This is a genomic window from Paenibacillus sp. KACC 21273, from assembly GCF_028736095.1.
Classification (GTDB): Bacteria; Bacillota; Bacilli; order Paenibacillales; family Paenibacillaceae; genus Saccharibacillus; species Saccharibacillus kyungheensis.
Genome location: NZ_CP117876.1, coordinates 3,243,419 through 3,260,988 on the forward strand (window position 1 = coordinate 3,243,419; position 17,570 = coordinate 3,260,988).

15 protein-coding genes are annotated in these 17,570 nt (G+C 41.2%); 3 read left to right on the forward strand and 12 right to left on the reverse strand.

What is annotated here, in order from left to right; genetic code table 11:
* Nucleotides 1-156: 156 nt before the first annotated feature.
* Entirely contained in the window at nt 157-1,122 is a 966-nt protein-coding gene (locus PQ460_RS14095; protein ID WP_274170217.1) for an LCP family protein, read from the forward strand.
* A 157-nt stretch (nt 1,123-1,279) separates the two neighbouring features.
* Here the strand turns inward: PQ460_RS14095 and PQ460_RS14100 are convergent, their stop codons facing one another.
* On the reverse strand, nt 1,280-1,864 hold the full coding sequence (locus tag PQ460_RS14100; protein WP_274170218.1) for a TetR/AcrR family transcriptional regulator: 585 nt from the start codon (nt 1,862-1,864) through the stop codon (nt 1,280-1,282).
* 182 nt (nt 1,865-2,046) lie between these two features.
* On the opposite strand from PQ460_RS14100, the gene PQ460_RS14105 reads away from it, so the two are divergent.
* Nucleotides 2,047-3,249 (forward strand): MFS transporter, encoded by a 1,203-nt coding sequence (locus tag PQ460_RS14105; RefSeq protein ID WP_274170219.1) that lies wholly within the window; start codon nt 2,047-2,049, stop codon nt 3,247-3,249.
* 81 nt (nt 3,250-3,330) lie between these two features.
* Here the strand turns inward: PQ460_RS14105 and PQ460_RS14110 are convergent, their stop codons facing one another.
* From PQ460_RS14110 to PQ460_RS14160, 11 genes are all read right to left on the reverse strand, one after another.
* Nucleotides 3,331-4,089 carry an SDR family oxidoreductase gene (locus PQ460_RS14110; protein WP_273615920.1) on the reverse strand — a complete coding sequence of 253 codons (759 nt, stop codon included), beginning with the start codon at nt 4,087-4,089 and terminating at the stop codon, nt 3,331-3,333.
* Between the two features lie 391 nt (nt 4,090-4,480).
* Complete coding sequence (locus PQ460_RS14115) at nt 4,481-5,311, reverse strand: LutC/YkgG family protein (protein ID WP_274170220.1); 831 nt, start codon at nt 5,309-5,311, stop codon at nt 4,481-4,483.
* Nucleotides 5,301-6,839: a LutB/LldF family L-lactate oxidation iron-sulfur protein gene (locus PQ460_RS14120; RefSeq protein ID WP_274170221.1), complete on the reverse strand. Its 1,539-nt coding sequence runs from the start codon at nt 6,837-6,839 to the stop codon at nt 5,301-5,303. Before PQ460_RS14120 ends, PQ460_RS14115 begins: the two co-directional genes overlap by 11 nt.
* Entirely contained in the window at nt 6,836-7,564 is a 729-nt protein-coding gene (locus tag PQ460_RS14125; protein ID WP_274170222.1) for a (Fe-S)-binding protein, read from the reverse strand. Before PQ460_RS14125 ends, PQ460_RS14120 begins: the two co-directional genes overlap by 4 nt.
* Before the next feature lie 236 nt (nt 7,565-7,800).
* Nucleotides 7,801-8,559 carry a DeoR/GlpR family DNA-binding transcription regulator gene (locus tag PQ460_RS14130; protein ID WP_273615916.1) on the reverse strand — a complete coding sequence of 253 codons (759 nt, stop codon included), beginning with the start codon at nt 8,557-8,559 and terminating at the stop codon, nt 7,801-7,803.
* 20 nt (nt 8,560-8,579) lie between these two features.
* Nucleotides 8,580-10,055, reverse strand: a complete 1,476-nt coding sequence (rhaB, locus tag PQ460_RS14135; RefSeq protein ID WP_274170223.1) for a rhamnulokinase — start codon at nt 10,053-10,055, stop codon at nt 8,580-8,582.
* Nucleotides 10,052-11,266 (reverse strand): L-rhamnose isomerase, encoded by a 1,215-nt coding sequence (gene rhaI / locus PQ460_RS14140; RefSeq protein WP_443147159.1) that lies wholly within the window; start codon nt 11,264-11,266, stop codon nt 10,052-10,054. The genes rhaB and rhaI overlap by 4 nt, the downstream gene beginning before the upstream one ends.
* A 587-nt stretch (nt 11,267-11,853) precedes the next feature.
* The gene (locus tag PQ460_RS14145) at nt 11,854-13,923 is read right to left on the reverse strand and encodes a bifunctional aldolase/short-chain dehydrogenase (RefSeq protein ID WP_274170225.1); all 2,070 of its coding nucleotides are present in this window, start codon (nt 13,921-13,923) and stop codon (nt 11,854-11,856) included.
* Between the two features lie 359 nt (nt 13,924-14,282).
* A complete protein-coding gene (locus PQ460_RS14150; protein WP_274170226.1) occupies nt 14,283-15,005 on the reverse strand; it encodes a ThuA domain-containing protein in 723 nt (240 codons plus the stop codon).
* A gap of 39 nt (nt 15,006-15,044) precedes the next feature.
* Nucleotides 15,045-15,989 (reverse strand): oxidoreductase, encoded by a 945-nt coding sequence (locus PQ460_RS14155; protein ID WP_274170227.1) that lies wholly within the window; start codon nt 15,987-15,989, stop codon nt 15,045-15,047.
* Nucleotides 15,990-16,040: 51 nt separating this feature from the next.
* Nucleotides 16,041-17,201, reverse strand: a complete 1,161-nt coding sequence (locus PQ460_RS14160) for a Gfo/Idh/MocA family protein (RefSeq protein WP_274170228.1) — start codon at nt 17,199-17,201, stop codon at nt 16,041-16,043.
* 182 nt (nt 17,202-17,383) lie between these two features.
* On the opposite strand from PQ460_RS14160, the gene PQ460_RS14165 reads away from it, so the two are divergent.
* The gene (locus PQ460_RS14165; protein ID WP_274170229.1) at nt 17,384-17,545 is read left to right on the forward strand and encodes a hypothetical protein; all 162 of its coding nucleotides are present in this window, start codon (nt 17,384-17,386) and stop codon (nt 17,543-17,545) included.
* The last annotated feature ends 25 nt before the right edge of the window (nt 17,546-17,570 follow it).

The following is a 17,570-nucleotide window of genomic DNA, read 5'->3' on the forward strand; positions in this document are numbered from 1 at the left end:
TTGTAATCATTATGTATATAAATTAATCTTTTCGATAGTTTTATAGTTATATGTTATCTATTTATAATGTTAAAACTCTCAAACGTTGACAAATTGTTCATACATCCATATGATTTATAAAGATATTAGAACTATAAAATAAGTGAGGTTGGTCATTTGCTAAAAAAGATACTACAGAAATGGAAATGGATTGTAAGCATTTGTCTTATTGTAGGTGTAAGTACAGTTGGATATTATACATATTCGATTTACCAGTTTGCTCATACGATTTCGATTGCAGATGATACTTATCATTCGCCTGCTACTGATAACGAGCAAGCTACTCCTGTATCGATTCCCAAATGGGATGGTAAAGAACCTGTACATGTTTTATTGATGGGTACAGATACCCGGGATGCAGATAGCAATGGACGCTCGGATTCGATGATGGTTGCCACGATTGATCCTGTGACCAAAAAAGCCTATATCATGTCTATTTTACGAGATACGTATGTAGATATTCCGGGTCATGGAAGCAGTCGATTGAATGCGGCATATTCGTATGGTGGTGTAAAACTTGCCAAAGAAACGGTAAGTAATCTACTGGGGATTCCGATCGATTATTATGTAACGATCGACTTTGAAGGATTTAAAACATTGGTCGATACAATCGGTGGTGTTGAGATCGATGTAGAGAAAGATATGAATTATACGGATGGCGGTGATCAGCACCGATATGATATTCATTTAACCAAAGGATTACAACATTTGGATGGAACGCATGCGCTTCAATATGTACGCTTTCGTCATGATGCTACATCAGACTTTACCCGTACAGAGCGTCAACGTAAGTTTTTAACTGCTCTAGCAGCAGAATTGCAAAGCTCGACTTCGATTGTCAAATTACCTAGTATTTTGAGTTCGATTGCACCTTATCTGCATACTAATCTTTCGCTGACTGATATGATCAAATTATCTTCACTCGGCTTAGATATCAATCTCGATAAAACCGAAAAATTACAGATTCCTCCGAATCATTTACTGCAAGAAATCAAAGTTAAAGGTGCTTCAGTAATCGGCGTAGATAATCGCAAGTTGCACGAATATGTGCAGGAACAATTATCTGAGAGCAACGATAATTGATGTTCAGATATAACAGATATAACAGATATAACAGATACAAAGTAGACATACAATTAACATCTATACTAGTGAATTAATATAGACACTTTGGATAGTTGTTCTGCTCGTATACGCATAAGTCATAATATTTGTAGTTCATATCTCATGTATATAGAGATTAATCTTTTAATAAAGACAAAATGCCTGTGATCGAATGTTGGATAAAAGAACGTTCTGGTCGTGATTTTAACATTACCGTAAGCCCTATTAACGATACGATTAGCGTCTGTGCCAGTGACTTGGTATGGACGCTTTTTGCTAGTTGTCCTGCTTGTACTCCCTCTTCTAAGCGTTCCTGAAAAATAACGGTCAAATACATCTGATGTTCGCGCGTTAAAATTTCGATCTTCTCATCATGGGTTGCTAGTTCGACCATCGTATTAATACAAAAACATCCTCTGCTTGGATTCTCTCCATAACCTTCCTCAGCAATCTGTTCAAAAAAAGCACGAAATGCTTCTTTTACCGATACATGACTCTGCAACTGATGACGAACAGATACCGCATGCCATTGATTATATTTGCGCAAAGAAGATTCAAATAGTTCTCGCTTATCGCCAAAAGTAGCATATAAACTAGGACGCTGTATGCCCATTCCTGTTGTTAGGTCTGTCAGAGAGGTCGCTTCAAATCCATTTGCCCAAAATAATTTCATTGCCGCATCCAACGCTTGTTCCTCGTTAAATTCGCGTTTACGTACCATTAGAATTTCACACACCTTTCTGTACTTATCAGTACAATATTATTTTAAAGATTATTATTCTTATTGTCAAAGACAATGATTTTCTATTGACAAACGCTTTGCGATAAAGGTATATTTCTTGCGAATCATTTTGTACCAATCGGTATTCAATGAAATAATGACTATAAAGGAATGATTGATTCATGCAACCACAGACTGTACATAGACCATTTACTCGTTCTATCGCTTTTTTATTTGCTATTACTTGTGGATTAGCTGTTGCCAATATTTATTATGCGCAACCTTTATTGGACTCGTTAGCTGTAGCATTTGGTATTACTCATTCATTGATCGGTATCGTGATCACAGTCACTCAACTCTGTTATGCAGTAGGTCTATTTCTACTTGTGCCTCTAGGAGATCTGATACCACGAAGACCGTTAATTATTGGACATATGGCATTGTCTGTGATTGCCCTTGTCGTTGTAGGGTTGTCTCCAACGGTATACATCTTGTTCGGAGGATTAGCTGTGGTAGGATTGTTGGCAGTGGTCACTCAGACACTCGTTGCTTATGCTTCTTCTCTTGCTAAGCCTATAGAGCGTGGACAGATCGTAGGTATCGTCACCAGTGGAATTGTGATCGGAATTTTATTTGCCCGTTCGCTGGCAGGATGGTTGACTGATCTAGCAGGTTGGAGGTCTGTCTATCTGGTATCTGCTTTTCTTATGAGTGGTATGACTATCATCTTGTTCAACATATTGCCGACCGACCGTCAAGTGAAATCCTCGTTATCTTATCCTCAGTTACTTTTTTCTGTGCTGCAATTGTATAAACAACAGCGCCTTTTACAAATACGGGGTGTACTCGCGATGTTAATCTTTATCGTGTTTAGTATGTTATGGACTTCAATGGTATTGCCTTTAAGTGAGCCTCCATTTTCACTTACACATACAGCGATTGGTGCATTGGGATTAGCAGGGATTGCTGGCACACTTGGAGCAGTACGAGCAGGCAAATTAGCAGATCAGGGAAAAGCACAATGGACAACAGGTATAGCGCTTGTATTGTTACTGCTGTCATGGATTCCTTTGTCTTGGATAGGGCACTCGTTGTATTGGTTGATCTTAGGGATTGTATTATTGGATCTAGCGGTACAAGCTGTTCATGTAACCAATCAGAGTATGCTATTCACTATTATGCCAGAAGCACGTGGTCGCTTAACCGCCAGTTATATGATTTTTTACTCTATCGGTAGTGCGATCGGTTCGATGGCTTCGACGATGATGTATAGTTATGCAGGTTGGAGCGGAGTATGTTATCTTGGTGGTGGAGTCAGTATCATTGCTCTACTATTCTGGTTAGTAACGCTAAAAAACCCGGCTAACCATAAGTCTTTGACTTGACCTGTGATTAACCGGGAATCTATTGGTGATGTATCTATGGATAGACTATATTTAGATATACAATAGGCGATAAAGTGTCACTTATAATATCTGCGGAGAAGCTTTTTGACCATTCATATTTTGAAATATTTCATCCAATTCAGCTCGTGAAGCCAGACGGGATTTCTCTGAGCTACCGTAACCTACTTCTACTTCACCTGCTTCAATTCGCTCCATAATACTATCTGCAAATTCGTCTACAGGCACGCCCCAATCATGTAATCCTACTCCACCGAGATCGGTATTTACGCCGGGTGGTATAATCTCGACTACATCGATCGGTGAACCTAATAATTGTTGACGCAACGATAAGGTAAACGAATGTAGCGCTGCTTTGGTTGCGCAATAGATTGGTGCAGATGCTTTGGGCGAGAAAGAAAGCCCTGAAGTCACATTGATAATAGCCGCATTTGTCTGCTGACGAAGATGAGGTAAAAATAATGTCGTCAAATGAATTGGTGCATCCAAATTGATCGCTAGTTCTTGGCGATGAGCTGACCAACTAATTTGCGTATCTTGCATTGAAAAATTACGCTGTATGCCTGCATTGTTCATAATCATATTTAATTTGGGGAACTCGGTTAGCACACGATCTGCCAGTCCAACACGATGAGCTTCTTCAGCAATATCGGTTACGATCGTATGTAATGCCGGGTATTGTTTTTGCACATCTTCCAACCACTCTTTACGTCTTCCGCAAATAATAACAGTATTGCCCAGTGCCATAAATCGTTTGGCAAAAGCCAAGCCAATTCCTGAAGCTCCACCTGTAATCAATATTGTATTTCCTGACATTTTCATCGTATACCCCTCCATCTATTTATAAAAATAGGACTTCTATTCATATACCCATTTTTACACAAACGATAGCTTAAATAGGATAAAACCGTTCAAAAATAAGCTATTATTGGGATGAAATGATACCGTCAACGCTCTATACTTAGTGATTTAATATCTTCGTATTTCACGCCAAATCATTCATTTAAAATGATTAAAAGAGATGATAATAATGAAACAGCACAATCGATCTCACCGTCAAAAATGGAAGATGTTTTGGATAGTTCTATCATGTATTTTGATGTTATTTGTACTGATGGGAGTTTATCAATTTGCCTTTGCTATATAAAAAATACTGACTACAAATAACTGTAATCAGTACTTTTTATATACATATCTAGTTATCAGCCGTTCGTTAATCGATAGATTCAATCAACAACGTGTACACAATACCAGGGCCATGTACACCGATCGTTAGTTCATTTTCAATATCCGAAGAACGGCTTGGACCTGAGATAAAATGAATACCCGCGGGTAGATGTTCTCTGCCTTTTGTATCCCATGGTAGTAGTAGTTCACCTAACCGTGTATGCAGACGATCTATAGGGAGTAGGATTATACAGACTGTCGGTAATAAACTCACTGATCGACCTTGTAATTCAGAAGATGTAACCATAACTGTGCCTGTATAAGCGGCGGCTCCATCTGCGAATACAACCCCAATATCTGCTTCGGCGGCTCGTGCTTTCCATGCTTCTTCTGGATGGCTATTCCATGCTGAAATCTGTACATCCGGTAAGCGTTTTTCCAGTGTTAATGCTTGCATTTCCGGTAATTGCTGGCGAACAATATAACGAGCTTTGAGCAGACGACTCTGGTCTGCAATAAAAGTACCTGCTTCTTCCAACGACTTCATCCGTAATACATTGCCACCTACTTCGGTAAAATGCTTGGTGAATTTTTCGATCTTTTCAGCTTCATCCCAGTTGAAATCATGCCAGAAATCCGGTGCACCACGAAAAGGATGTGAGGGTGCTTCTTGAATGCGTGGACGCTGTAAACGATCAGCAATATGATTCATAAATGTCTGCTGTTTGGCTTTGGACTTTTGTTCTAATTCATTAAGCCAATCTGCTTGTGGTGATATAGGTTGTGCAGGATCAGATGTAAGATGAGAACTCACAGGATTGGGTATAACTGGTGGCTTGCTAGAAGAAGGAGTATGTGATGTATCTTTATTGGTCATGCGACACCCCTCCTGTTCGGCTTGTATGCTTGCCATTTTGACGATCTGCAAGTACCTGCTCCATCCGCTTCTGTACAACAGGGTCTATTATTTTCGGTTGACGTGCAGTGTCTGTCGATATTTCTTTCCATTGATCACGGAAAGAATGATCGGCTAATGTGGGTGCTACCCTGTACGTATTCCATCCTTTTAAAGGGCCTAATTTGAGTGTAATGCCTTTGTTATGCACTAACGGTTTTTGAGCGATTTTACCGAGTCTCATTGCCAGAGCAAACCGTTTGGAATTCGCCATAAGAGTTGCGAACCCTTTCATGCCCAGTGCTTCAAGCTTATCGCCATGACCACGTTCCACTTTGCGTCGTCGTAATGAGACAAGCATATCATGGAGCGGAATTTTGACAGGGCAAGCTTCATAACAAGCACCACATAGACTGGATGCACTGGCGATATCGTCCCACTCTGCGACATTTTTGTTAAGTGCAGGTGTTAAGACTGCTCCGATCGGCCCACTATATGTTCCACCATAAGAGTGACCACCGATCTGACGATATACCGGACAGACATTCAGACAAGCCCCACAACGGATACAATTTAGCAATTCTTGAAATTCAGGATCACCCAATTGCTGAGAGCGACCATTATCTACAATAATAATATGCATTTCTTCCGGTCCATCGGCATCTGCTGTCCGCTTCGGGCCACTGATTCCAGACATATACATCGTTAAGCGTTGTCCTGTAGCTGAACGGGGCAGAAGTGTAGCCATTACTTCAAGATCTGCCCATGAAGGTACGATCCGCTCCATACCCATCAAAGTAATTTGTGTCTTGGGAACCGTCGTCACCATTCGAGCATTGCCTTCATTTTCAAATAACACCATAGAACCGGTCTCTGCAATCGCAAAGTTACATCCGGTCATCCCAATATCGGCTTCTAAAAATTTCTGCCGTAGTTTGCGCCGTACATATCCTGCTAGAATCGTAGTATCCGGTTCTAATGTTTCCCCGGCATCTTCAGATAATAATTCCGCAATCTGATAACGATTTTTGTGAATAGCTGGAATAACGATATGCGAAGGCCCTTCACCGGCTAATTGAATGATGTACTCTCCTAGATCACTTTCAATCGCTTCGATCCCGGACAATTCAAGCGCGCGGTTAATATGCACTTCTTCGGATACCATCGATTTGGATTTGATCACAGACTGTGCTTCTTTATGCTTGGCAATGGTCATAACAATGTCGGTAGCTTCTACTGCATTATCTGCGAAATGGACATGGACTCCATGACTACGAGCATTTTCTACAAATAGATTCAGATAATAATCCAGATGGGCAATCGTATGCAGACGAATCTGTCTACCGCGCTCCCGCCATTCTTCCCAGTTACCATGTTCGGTAGATGCTACTTTTTTGCCACTACGTAGACGATCGGTTGTAAAACGAACAGCATTGCGTAGAAAATCATCATTCAGCGCGATATCTGCCCGTTCTTTCACTGTTCCGCGTGTAGAAGATGCTGGATTCATCGTATATTCACTCCTTCATATAGAAGTTCTGCAAGGTGCATCACTCGCACCTGTTCACCACGATGTCTAAGATTGCCTGCTATATTCATCAGACATGCCATATCAAGACCGACCAATACCTCAGCTTCTGTCTCCTTAATATGATCGACTTTCTCGGTCACCATAGCACCTGAGATATCTGCCATCTTCACAGCAAATGTCCCTCCAAATCCACAACAATCTTCCGCAAAAGGTAACGGCACTAACTCTAATCCTTGTACCTGATGCAACAATGCAATCGGTTCGTCTTTGATCCCGAGTAGGCGGCTACCATGACAGGACGGATGATACGTAACTTTGTGAGGAAAAGCTGCTCCGATATCGGTAATTCCTAATACTTTGACTAGAAATTGTGTAAATTCATATGTTTTGCTTTCTAGCTCATGGGCTAATGCTAGATATTCAGGTTCGTCTTTGAATAATTCAGGATAATGATGGATCATATACGTACAAGAACCGGATGGAGATACAACAAAGTCACTAGATTCAAACGCTTTCAAAATCGTGCGTGCTGCTGTTCTCGTCTCATCCCAGTACCCACTATTGTAAGAAGGCTGACCGCAACAAGTCTGCACCGGAGGAAAATCAAGCTGGATACCATGTGCAGCCAATAGACGTACCATCGCTTCACCGACTTTGGGATAGATTGCATCACTCAGACAAGTAATAAATAACGATACTTTCAATCTGCACACCTCTTTCATTTATAAATAAGATGACAGCCATATCGTCTACGACTGCCATCTGTTATTTACATATCTATGCGCTATTGCTACCTATACTCGTATCCTGTGGTTATCCATGTCTTTGTTTATCATGCTATATTTTCGATATCAATAACGTCATTTTATTAGACAACAGACAATCATGTATCTTGACTGCCTCATTACAGGCTAATTCCATTTGTATAATATCAGCTTCCTCAAACTACCGTAACATTGATCGATTGTTCTTTGAATTGGTCGATGACAGCAGTAGATAGACGACGGTCTGTGATCAATTCATGTACTTCACTAAGATCCATCACATGGGTGAATGCTTGTACACCGAATTTACTTGCATCCGCAAGCAAAATCACTTTATCCGCCATGCCGACCATTTTCTGCTTCACTCGTCCTTGCATTTCATTAGACTCGCTAATGCCACGTTCAACATGAATCCCTTTGCAGGATAGAAATACTTTATCTACATAATACGTATCCAGTGAACGCTCAGCTAACGGCCCGACAAAAGACAATGAACGTGACAATAACAATCCACCTGTCGAAATGACATCTATCTTTTCTTTATTGCTAAGTTGAGTCGCAACACGAATCGAATTGGTCAGTACCGTTAATGGAATATCTGGTAGGCTCTCTGCCATATACCATGCTGTTGTACTGGCATCCAGTATAATGCGATCTTGCGGTTGAATAAGCTTAATCGCTTCTCTAGCGATACGCCGTTTTTCTTCTGCATATGTGATCTCACGTTCCGAAAATGGGGTCTCCGGTTGTTCATCTTTGACACTGACTGCGCCACCATGGGAGCGACGTAGTAATCCTTGACGTTCCAGTCGATCCAGATCACGCCGAATCGTTTCTTCGGTCACCTGACACTGTTCACTGAGTTCTGTTACACGCATACTTCCTTTTTCATTGACCAGTCTTACAATCATATCGTATCGTTCTGCCACCAACATATCAGCCACACTCCGTATCGTTATTGGGTAGACACTGTAATCAATCGCAGAAATTGCCCGTACGCTTCTTCCCAAGCTTGTACCTGCTCCGGTTCATAGATTTCGATAGGAAAAGAATGACGGATCACTGTTCTTGCTTCCTGCATGTTTTTGAATGTCCCCTGTGCTATCCATTGTACCGCTAAATTGCCAATTGCGCTTCCCTCCGCAGGCCCCGCCCATACCGGACGACCGATTGCATTCGCTGACCACTGGCATAACAGTTTATTTTGGATACCGCCACCTACCATATGCAACCCTTCAAAAGTGTTGCCTGATAATTGCTCGGTAAGTTCTAGCACATAGCGATATTTCAAAGCTAGACTTTCAAAAATACAACGTGTAATCGCTCCATACGTATCTGGTGGTTGCTGACCGGTCTGGCGACAATACTGCCGAATCCGTGAACGCATATCACCTGCATGAAGAAACAATACATCATCTGGATCGATAAGAGCGGCAAAAGCTGGAGCTTGCTCTGCATCATGAATCCATTGTTCAAATGAATAGTGATGTCCTTCTCGCTCGGCTTCACGTTTCACTTCTTGGAAAATCCATAATCCCATAATATTTTTGAGCAAACGATAGGTGCCGTAAGCGCCGCCTTCATTAGTAAAATTCCATTGCATCGCTTGTTCTGTAATCACCGGTTCACTGACTTCTGTACCCATCAGCGACCATGTGCCACAACTCAAGTAAGCAAAATCTTTCGATACAGCAGGTACAGCTACTACAGCAGAAGCGGTATCATGTTCGGCTACAGCCGTCACGGGGATCGAAGGGATACCCAGATCAACCATCAATGATGAGCGTAAGCGTCCTGCCGATGCTCCAGGTTGAACTGGTGTGCTGAACCATGAAGCTGGAATACCGATACTGGATAACAATTTGCGATCCCAATCGCCTTGTCTAGCATTAAAAAGTTGGGTTGTTGTCGCATTCGTAAATTCATTGATCATTTCACCAGTTAAAAAATAACGTAATAAATCAGGAATCATCAAAAAGCGCTCGGCTTCACTCAGTAAAGGTGAATCACTCTGACGTAATGATGCTAACTGATAGATCGTATTAAACGAAAGAAATTGAATCCCTGTCGTCTGAAAAATAGCACTCTGAGATAGATGTTCCTGTACTTTCTCCATTACTCCATGCGTATGCCAATCTCGGTAATGATAGGGATTGCCTAATAATTCTCCATGTCGCCCGATCAATCCATAATCGACAGCCCATGAATCGATGCCAATACTATCTGGCAACATATGCTCTTGCTTGGCAATCATCAATCCTTGCTGAATTTCATGATATAGACGCAAAATATCCCAGTGTAGACGATCGCCTACTTTGACCGGATCATTAGCAAAACGATGAATCTCTTGTGTCACGATCCGGTTATCGGTCAGTCTGCCAATAATCGCTCGTCCACTGCCTGCTCCTAGATCATAAGCAAGGATACTCACCAGCTTGCACCACCTTTGCCTCTCGCTAGAATCGATTGACCGTAATGATCAGCCATATATGCTTTCATCGGATCAACAGGAACACCTATCTCTTCGCGAATCGAATGTAACAATGGAGTAACGTCAAATTCAAATGCTTTACGTACCGCATCTTCTGCTCCAAGCACATCGCCTTTACGCTGTGCTTCAGCAACTTCTTGATGATCGATCAACAGCGCTTTGGCATATTGAGTCTGTACATTCATCACCGAGCGAATCATCGCAGGAATTTTGGATTCAATATTATGCGATTGGTCGATCATATAGAGCATATTATTAACGGTATCGACTAATTTCTGTTCCTGACTGTCCAGTGCATCCAGAATCTGATAAAAGATTAAAAATAGCTCATATGGATTCATTGTACCGACAACCAGATCATCATCTGCATATTTATAACTGTTAAAATGAAATCCTCCCAAGCGACCTTCATCAATCAGATACGATACAATATGTTCGACATTGGCTCCGGGTAAATGATGACCGGTATCTACTAATACCTGTGCTTGCTCTCCTAATTTGAGCGATAAATTGTACGCCATACCCCAATCGGCTATATCCGTATGATAAAAAGCCGGTTCAAAACATTTGTATTCAATCAGCATCCGCATATGAGGATCTAGTACTTTGTACATTTCTTGTAATCCTTCTAGCATCCAGTGTTTCCGTTGACGAATACTTCCCTGACCGGGATAATTCGTTCCATCTGCAAACCAAAGGCTGAAATCTCTCGATTTGGTTTCTTTAGCAATATCGACACACTCTTTCAGATGAGCAATAGCTTTGTTACGGATAGCAGGATCTGCATGAGTCACGCTCCCCAGCATATAATCTTCGTCTTGAAACAGATTCGGATTGATCGCTCCGATCGTAATTCCCAGACTTTCTGCATGACTTCGTAACTTGCTGTAATCATCCACCTTATCCCATGGAATATGAATGGCAACGGATGAACAAGCACCTGTTACTTTGTGCACTTGAGCCGCATCTTCTAATTTTTCAAACGGCGTCCGAGGCACACCGACTTTTTGAAATACTTTGAAACGAGTTCCTGAATCTCCATATCCCCATGAAGGGGTTTCGATTTGTAGCGCTTTCAATCTTGAACGGACAGTGGTCAGGTCGATTCCGCGGGACTGTTGCTGTGCTTCAAATAAGGTGTAGGCATTCATCATATGTGCTCCTTTGGCAATTTTATGGATAGGTATCTTTGAGGGGGACCGCTATGGGAATACAATTGTTCTTGTCGTCGCTGTTGAAGTCATATCCCTTTGATTTCCGCTTTGCGGTAGGGATATGGCTTCAAAGGCGAGCGCAGTTTATGCTTTCGAAGTAGCTTTCTGCGAAAGCTTTTAGCTCTTTCAGAACTATTGTATTCCCTCCGTTCCAAGAGGTGAGATACCTATCAAGTAAAGATTTTAAAGGTTAGGTTTTCGGGTAGCTAATGTTACTTTATTGGGAGATCATTTAGAGTGTTTAGAGTACTTTTTTAGCATAGGATGTTCATTTAATCATTGGAATGATTATCTGATTAATTTTATATTTTTGTTTTTTGTTTTTTTGAGTTTGATTTTGGCTATTTTTTAATCATTATGATCGGGATGCAATGATGATAATAAGTTTGAATAAAGAATTCTTATGATATAGATGATTTATGATTTCCATATTATACCTGTTGTTGAATAATAGAAATGAGTTTATTGATAGTTGTGATTTGTATTGCTTTTGTTTAGTATCTTCTATTTTTTTCTAACAAAGATTATCGGGTAAATGCGGCTGGGACGCCGCCGTCGATGGTTAGCATACAGCCGGTTGTTTTTTCGGCTTTGGATGAAGCAAAGAATGCGATACCTTCGGCGATATCTTTTGGATAAATATTGACGAGCAATGTGGTGCGTTTGCGGTAATGTTCTTCTAATTGATCGGGTTCGATGCCGTATGCGGCGGCACGTTCGTTACGCCAATTGGAATTCCATATGGCTGATCCTTGTAAAATAGCATCTGGCAATATCGTATTGACACGAATACCGTATTCTCCACCTTCTGCGGCGATACAGCGGGCAAGATGGGCTTCCAATGCTTTCGCAGAGCTATAAGCGGTTACACTTTTGCCTGCATAGATCGAATTTTTGGAACCGATAAAGACCATGCTTCCGCCTAATGCTTGTTCTTTCATTATTTTGAATGCTTCGCGGGCAACTAAGAAGTAACCTGTACCCAGTACATTCATATTCAGATTCCATTCTTTAAGCGTTGTCTCTTCAAATTTACTAGAAGTGGCAAGCCCTGCGTTGTTCACAATAATATCGATTCCACCGTAATGGATTGCTGTCTGAGCATAGGCTTGTGATACTTGCTCTTCGCTTGTCACATCCATTTGTACTGCTAAAGCACGATGTGGTCCGTATTGTTGATTGATTTCATCGGCTACTTTTTGCGCACCTTCTAAGTTCAAGTCTGCCAATACTACATGTGCGCCTTCGCTTACAAGGCGACGAGCCGTTTCACTGCCGATTCCACCTGCTCCACCTGTAATCAAAGCAATCTGACGTGAGAATTCCGTTTCTGCAGGAGCAAGTGATAATTTGTACAATTCCAAAGGCCAGTACTCTACATTATATGATTCTGATTCACTTAGGGACACAAATTGTCCAAGTGAAGTTGCTCCACGCATTACTGCAATCGCACGATGATAGAGCGCTCCACTTACCAAAGACATCGCATGACTTTTGCCAGTATTAATCATGCCGATTCCCGGAATTAAGATGACACGCGGAGCGGCTTCAAACATCACATCGCCTTCATGTGCATTCTGTTCAAAATAAGCTTGGTATTTCTTTTTGTAATCGTCAATTCCTTGGATAACAGCTTGCTTCAGCCCTTCACTGTCCTCAGCGCTTGGTGTCCAATCAATAAATAGTGGTGTCATTTTGGTATGTACAAGATGATCGGGACAAGCTGCTCCTACTTGAGATAACGAGTGAGAATCATTGGCGTTTACAAAAGAAAGTACATCTTCTGCATCATCAAAAGTTAAAATCATGCGTTTACTGTCACTGACTGCTCCGCGTACTGCTGGCATAATATGAGCTACCAGTTCACGACGTGTATTGCTCTCAAGCGACTGTACTTTTTCGCCGCCAAATAAAGGTTGTTCTGATGCTTTTTGCTCGATATATAGAGCTGCTTTGTTAATCATTTCGATTGTTTTGGCATAACATTCTTCCTGTGTTTCTCCCCATGTGACCAGACCATGCTTTTCCATCAAGACCAGTTCAACATTTGGATGATCCAGTACACCTTGAGCGATCATTTTAGATAATGTGAAGCCCGGACGAATATAAGGAACCCATACAAACGTATCTCCAAAAATTTCTTTAGCAATTTCTTGACCATTATCTGCACAACACAGACTAATAATCGAATCAGGATGGGTATGATCCACATGTTTAAATGGTAAAAAGGCATGCAGTAATGTCTCAATCGATGGACGAGGTGCTTTGGCATCAATCATACAATTCGCAAGATAAGCAACCATTTCATCATCAGGCATCTCTTCTTTTTCAAATAATGGACGAATATCATCAAGTCGTAATCCTGTAAAATGCTTGGCTTCCATCGATGCCAGATCAGAACCGCTACCTTTTACATACATCACTTCAATCTCACGACCTCGAAAATCGGTAGTGATTTCTTTGCTAGAGGTATTTCCACCACCCCAGTTACATACACGACGATCTGAGCCAATCAGGTTAGAGCGATACACCAGTTGATCTACACCTTCTTTTATGTCTGCAACCTGCTGTGTGTTCCACTGATTTGGTATCATGATATTCCTCCATTGATTTCTAAAGTTTAGATAGTGATTTGAATATGTTTGTTTTGCTTTGATAGGAGTATATCATCTTTGAATACGTTTGAAAAGTTATAAAACAAAAATAAACGGATTTTAAAATCATTTTGTTAACGCTTACTCAAAATATTACAGAAAATAAACCAACCTAATAAAGATTCCCTTGTAATCAATTTGCAGATAAAAAGCCATTGTATGTGCGTCAGTTATTGCTCTTAACATAAATAGAGTAATACGCTGATCAAGCACCTTCTACAATGGCTTCATAATATTATATCAATTTGGTACATCTATTTTATTGATTAATAATGCTTCCTTACATATTACTACAGCGTTTACTGACTATCTGCCATACCTGAATATAGTTGACCTGTAGTATTGGTGTCTGCATTTGCTTTTGTTTTGCCATCTGCTGCCCATAGTAATCCACGACGCATCATTTCTTTGACAGGCGGCATATCTACAATATCGGCATGATGACCGAGCGAATTGTAATATACTCTTCCTACACCCCATCGTTTGGTCCAAGCCACAGGCATCTGTACCTGACCGTTAAGACGATGCGGCCCGTCTACGATTGGAAATGTAGTTGTCGCTAACACTTCTACTGCAGGATCAATATGCAGATAATATTGCTCTGATGTCACTTGAAAATCGGCGATCCCTTCGACAAGCGGACTGGAACTTGGCTTAATATTAACGGTATATTCTACTCCATCATTTCCCGGATGAGCAACCCATTGACCACCTGTCATGAACTGCCAATCGACATTTTTACGAAAAGCATCGCACATTCCTCCATGACAACCAGCAAGCCCTGTACCTTGTTGTACCGCAGCAGAGACATGATCCACCAATTCTTGTTCAATATCATCCATTGTCCATACCGGTACAATCAGATCAAGTCCAAGTAATTTATCTGCGTCTCTAAATGCTTCTAGATCATTAACAAGCTCTACCTCAAATGAAGCTTCCTGTAGCATATCTGCGAATATTCGAGAGACTTGTTCTGGCTCATGTCCATCCCAGCCACCCCATACAATCAATGCTTTTCTCATCTTTAACACTCCTTAGTCGTCTAATGGATCGTGCCAAAATTAAGACAGTGTTGCAAATTCAGGTTGCTTCCATTCATATTGAACGCCTGTTAACGATTCAGATAGTGTCCATAATCGCTGAGAAATATCGGCTTGATATAACTTATCAATATGATCATCTAATTTGGGATATCCTTTACGTCCACCTTTGCCATCCGGTCCTACATATTCTCCACCATGAATAGTTGGAGAGGTCGCCGCATACAATGTAGGCAACGCACCCATCAAAGCTTTTTGTCCAAATGAACGAGATAACAGTCCAAATATGCCACTGACTGGCTTGCCTGAACCGCGTGAAGCCAGATTAGTATGCGTGAAGCCCGGATGGCAAGCAACACTAATCGTATCGGCTTGATGCTGGGCTAGACGCAACTGTAATTCACGAGCAAATAACATATTTGCAAGCTTGCTTTGACTATAAAATTTGAAAGAACGATAGCCTTTGCTACCATCTAAATTATCAAAATCAATCTTACCTGCATACGCCGCTATACTACTTAACGTCACAATACGAGCATGAGGTGTAGCCAACAATTGAGGTAATAATAAGCCAGTCAATGCAAAATGCCCTAAATGATTGCTACCAAATTGCAATTCAAATCCATCCTGTGTACGGCTATAAGGAGGCATCATCACACCTGCATTATTGATCAGAATCGATAATTGATGATGATTTTGTCTGAACTCTTCTGCAAAATGACGAATACTTGCTAACTCGCTCAGATCTAGACGCATCAATTGTAATTTGGCGCTTGGATGAACATTCTGAATCGCTTGAAGTGCTTTTTGACCTTTTTCATAATTGCGTACAGCCATCACAATCTCTGCGCCCCGACCAGCTAGTATAGTAGCGGCTTCATAACCGATACCACTATTTGCGCCTGTAATCACGATCGTTTTGCCTTGCATGTCTGGCACTTGTGATTCATCCCAGTGTGTAGTCATTGAATGTCCCTCCTTTATATCGCTATCTTTTGTTACTTGACTGACATTGCGTTACATATCGGCGATATCGATCCAGCGACGTTCTTCTATCGAACGCTCAACCGCTTCTAATACCGCCTGACATTTCACCCCATCTTCAAAATTCGGTGAAGCTTGTCGTTCTTCTGTAATAGCATTCATCAGTTCTAACATTTCATGAATAAAAGTATGTTCAAATCCAATCGTATGTCCGGGTGGCCACCATGCATCCATATAATCATGTACAGCATCTGTTGCTACTACCCGGCGGAATCCCTGTGTATCTGCTTCATCAGAGGTGAAATAAACTTCCAATTCATTCATCCGTTCAAAATCAAACTTTACACTTCCCAGACTTCCGTTGATCTCAAATGAATTGGTCGAACGATGCCCTGCTGCAAATCGAGTCGCTTCAAAACTTCCTAAAGCTCCATTCACAAATCGACTCATAAATAACGTAGCATCATCAACAGTCACTTCACCTTGTGGGCCATCTTGATTTCCTTTTGCACTTAACCCTGTCATTTCAGTAGCTAGCGGACGCTGCTTGATAAAAGTCTCACTCATACCGATTACTTCTTTCATATCGCCTACTAAATAATGAGCAAGATCTATTAAATGAGCACCCAGATCGCCATGCGACCCAGAGCCAGCAATTTCTTTTTGCAGACGCCAGACTAAAGGAAAATGGGGATCAAGCAACCAGTCTTGCAAGAACCAGGCACGAAAATGATGAATCTTGCCCAGCCGTCCACTATCGACTAGCTTTTTCGCTAAACGTACTGCCGGGGAGAAGCGATAATTGAACCCGATCATATGCACAATGCCTGCTTGCTTCGCCGCTGCTAACATTTCGCGCGAATCGGCAAGAGATAATGCTAACGGCTTCTCACAAAAGATATGTTTACCCGCTTGTACTGCTGCTAACGCAATTTCTTTGTGCATATTACTAGGTGCATTAATATCAATCAGATCGATATCAGGACGAGCGACTAAGTCTTGCCAGTCTGTGACATGCTCTGCCCAACCAAGTTGCTCTGCTGCTTGCTCTACTTGCTTGGAATCCCGTCCACAGATTACAGACATGTGAGGCTTGGTTGCTTGTGGAAAAAACATCGGCAGACTGCGATAAGCATTACTATGCGCTTTCCCCATAAATTTATACCCAATCATACCAATATGTATATCTTTCATCTGATCTCCTCCTTAGAAATATAACGCTTTCATAAATAAGAATATCAATAATTCATCTAATTTTATTATGGCAGAATCCATAGTCGATCACAATCCAATCCAAAACAATGTTTGTCCGAAGCGATAACGGGTATATATAAAAAGGAACACTATACTGATTTTATTTCGAGGAGGAGTTAACCATGACAGAAGAAAACAAACAACCCGAAACTCATTCAGAAGATACACTAATGGAGAAAAAGAGAAAAGAGGATGGCTCCAATATCGAACCGCAAGCCGATGAATGGACAGCCAAACCTTCTCCAAAAGCATCTGGAGATGACGATAAAACTGAGAAAGAGTAATCTTTGTCAGAACTCTTTTTAATCT